Source organism: bacterium (genome assembly GCA_035370465.1).
Classification (GTDB): domain Bacteria; phylum Ratteibacteria; class UBA8468; order B48-G9; family JAFGKM01; genus JAGGVW01.
This window is the reverse complement of the sequence record DAOOVW010000085.1, coordinates 1-3,659: the sequence shown is the minus strand read 5'-3', so window position 1 is coordinate 3,659 and position 3,659 is coordinate 1. Positions and strand designations below refer to the sequence as shown.

The following is a 3,659-nucleotide window of genomic DNA, read 5'->3' as shown; positions in this document are numbered from 1 at the left end:
ATTTTTAAATATATTCATTCTGAGTCCTTTCTTGTTGAGTAAATTACTTCATTTATTGTCGTTATACCTTCAATTACTTTTATAACCCCATCTTCTCTAAGTATTCGCATTCCAGTTTTTCTTGCTTCTTCCATTATATCCCTTAAATCACTTTTTCTCATTGTTAATCTTCTCAATTCTTCATTCATTATCATCAATTCAAAAATTCCAATTCTTCCTCCAAAACCAGTTCCATTACATAAATTACATCCTCTTCCTGTATAGTATTTAATATCTTTACCTAAAAGAGTTGGGTCAAGTGTTTTAATTTCCTCATCAATTGGCTTGTATTCCGATTTACAGCCAGAACATATACTTCTAACAAGTCGCTGATTCAATATAGCAATTAAAGAAGAAGAAATAAGGTATGGTTCAACTCCCATATCAAGTAATCTTATAATTGCCCCAGGAGCAGTATTTGTATGAAGAGTTGAAAAAACAAGTTGTCCTGTTTGTGCTGCTCTAAATGCTATTTCCGCTGTCTCCAGGTCTCTTATTTCTCCAACCATAACAACATCGGGGTCCTGCCTTAAAATAGACCTTAAAGCAACAGCAAAAGTAAGTCCTGCCCTTGGATTTATCTGTGTCTGGTCAACATTTTTAAGGTGATATTCAACAGGGTCTTCAACAGTCATAATTTTTTTGTGAGTGTTATCAAGTTCATTTAAAGAAGAATATAAAGTTGTTGTTTTCCCACTTCCAGTAGGTCCTGTTACAAGTATAATTCCATAAGGTTCTTCAAGTAGCATTCTCCATCTATGTAATGTTTCTGGTAAAAATCCTAATTGTTCAAGTCCAGAAATTATATTTTTTTTATCAAGAACTCTTATTGCAATCATCTCTCCAAATATAGTGGGAAATGTTGAGACTCTCAGGTCTATATCCCTATCTTTTAACTTCAATTTACAATATCCATCCTGTGGAATTCTTTTCTCTGCAATATCAAGGTTTGAAAGAACTTTTATATGAGAGACAATTGGAGTGTATAATTCAAGAGGTGGAGGTGGAAATTCATATAAAAGGCCATTTATTCTATATCTTAACCTAATTCCTTCTTCCTCAATTTCAAGATGAATATCTGTTGCTTTAAGTTCACTTGCCTTGCTAATTATATCTTCAAAAGCAGCAACTGCTGAATCATCCCTTATTTGTTCAATTCCAACTGGTTGATAAACTTCACCAATTGTCTGTGATTTACTTACAGGCAAAATTACATCAAGACCTCCCTGTGTAAGATATTTTTCAAGTGCATTTCTTATTTCTTCATCTCTTGTAAGGCGTGGCTCAATTTCTTTTCCTGTTATTTTTTTAAGTTCTTCAATTACACTTTCGTCTACAGGGTCAACCATTGCACAAACAATTTTATTCCCGCCTTTGAAAATTGGTATTGTTCTGTATTTTCTACATAAAAATTCTGGTAATATATTCAAAACTTCCTTGGATATATCCATATTTTCAATTTTTATAGGTACTATTTTTAATTCCTTTAAAACAAAATTATACCAATCATCAGCACTTACCAAACCAAATTTTATTAAAAGATAACCAAAAGGAGAATTGCTTATTCTCTTCTCTTCTAAAACAATTTTTATTTGTTCTTCTCTCAGTCCTTTACCTTTTAATTTCTCAATAATTTCTTCTAATTTCATTTTATTTGTTTTAAAATATTATATAGTTGTTCTTCTTCCATCATTCCTATTTGTTTTGTAAATATAAAACCATTTCTATCAATTATAAAAGTTGTAGGAACAGCATTTATTCCGCCATAGGCATTTTCAACCTTTCCATCACTTATACAAACAGGATAACTTATTTTATATTCTTCTATAAGTTTTTTTATATCCTGTTCTTTACTCCCAACACATATCCCAATTACTACAATTCCTTTATCTTTATTTTCATTATAGAATTTTACAAAATCAGGGATTTCTTTCTTACAGGGAGGACACCATGTGGCAAAAAAATTAACAATTACAACTTTCCCTTTATAGTCAGAAAGATTTATTATTTCATTATTGACTGTTTTAAGAGAAAAAACGGGTGCTTTTTTTTGTTGCTCTTCTGCAATACAAGAAATAAATAAAAATCCCAAAAATAAAATCAAAATTTTTTTCATTTTTCTTACCTCCTTTCAATTAAAATAGTTAACTTTTCATCTATTTCTATTAGATGATATAAAATACAGGAATTATTTTCCTCATCCCATCATGCACATTCTTTTTCAAGACAAAAATCAAAATCCTCAATTTGTTCAGGAACACCAAAAGCAGATTCTCCCAGTGGTCTTTTTTGCATCCGCAACCTTAGAGGGCATTTCATTTTCCCTCACCCCCTTTTATATTTGTGAATTATTGATTTACAAATATTGTTAACCCACATAAAAATTTACTTAAACTTCTCAATAACTTCTAAAAATTCATTTTTAATTTTATTTAATGCCTCTTGGGATTCACTTTCAATCCTGATAACAAGTGCTGGTTGCGTATTAGATGCCCTGACAAGTGCCCACCCGTCCGGGAAATAAACTTTTATTCCATCAATTTCGCTTGAAGGGTACTTTCCTTTATAATAATTTTTAAGTTTTTCAACAATATCAAATTTTTTTTCATCGGGTACTTCTATTCTTATTTCTGGCGTTGAAAAATATTTTTTAACATCTGAAAAAAGTTGAGAAGGTTTTTTGCCTTCATTATCAAGAATCTTTAATAATCTTAAACTCGCATAAATAGCATCATCATATCCATAATATTCATCTGCAAAATAAAGATGCCCTGATAATTCTCCAGCAAGTGGAGAATTTTCCTGATGTAATTTATCTTCTATTAATGAATGACCTGTTTTCCACATTATTGGTATACCACCTGCTTTTTCAATTTCTTCCTGAAGTGCTTTTGTACATTTAACATCAAATATTATTTTACTTTTTGGCATTTTCTTTAAAATTTCTCTTGAATATAAAATCAGCAATCTATCCCCCCATTGTATCTCCCCTGTATCATCAACAACTCCAAGTCGGTCACCATCTCCATCAAAACCAAAACCAACATCTAATGAGTACTCTTTGACAATTTTTATAAGGTCTTTTAAATTTTCTGGAACAACAGGGTCTGGAAGATGATGAGGAAAATTACCATCACTCTCTATATATAAAGGAAAAATTTTAATTCCAAGTTCTTTAAATAAGGGAACTATTATAGGACCTGCAATACCGTTTCCTGTATCAACTCCTACTCTGAATTTGTTTTTAAAATTGAATTTACTTTTTATATAGTTTATATAATCAACATCAGCAATTTCTTTACTAACCTTACCTTTATCGTTCTTAAAATCTTCTCTTTCAATAATATCTGCTATTTCCTGAATTTCCTTTCCATAAATAGACCTGTTTCCAATAACTATTTTAAATCCATTATATTGAGGAGGATTATGACTTGCAGTAACCATAATTCCTGAATCAAAACAATAATAGTGAACGGAAAAATAAAGTACAGGAGTAGGAACTATTCCTATATCAAAAACTTCACAGCCAGTTGAAAGAAGCCCTTTTATTAATTTTTCTTTTATTTCTGGAGTTGTTAGGCGATTATCTCCTCCAACTGAAATTGTTTTTTTATTTTGTT

Annotated in this window: 3 protein-coding genes; all 3 read right to left on the bottom strand. The window is 30.5% G+C overall.

The window, feature by feature from the left end; genetic code table 11:
* Nucleotides 1-14: 14 nt before the first annotated feature.
* Nucleotides 15-1,688 (bottom strand): GspE/PulE family protein, encoded by a 1,674-nt coding sequence (locus PLW95_08005; GenBank protein HOV22598.1) that lies wholly within the window; start codon nt 1,686-1,688, stop codon nt 15-17.
* The gene (locus PLW95_08000) at nt 1,685-2,155 is read right to left on the bottom strand and encodes a TlpA disulfide reductase family protein (protein ID HOV22597.1); all 471 of its coding nucleotides are present in this window, start codon (nt 2,153-2,155) and stop codon (nt 1,685-1,687) included. The genes PLW95_08005 and PLW95_08000 overlap by 4 nt, the downstream gene beginning before the upstream one ends.
* Nucleotides 2,156-2,424: 269 nt before the next feature.
* On the bottom strand, nt 2,425-3,659 hold a 1,235-nt coding region (locus PLW95_07995), incomplete at its 5' end, for a phosphomannomutase/phosphoglucomutase (GenBank protein ID HOV22596.1).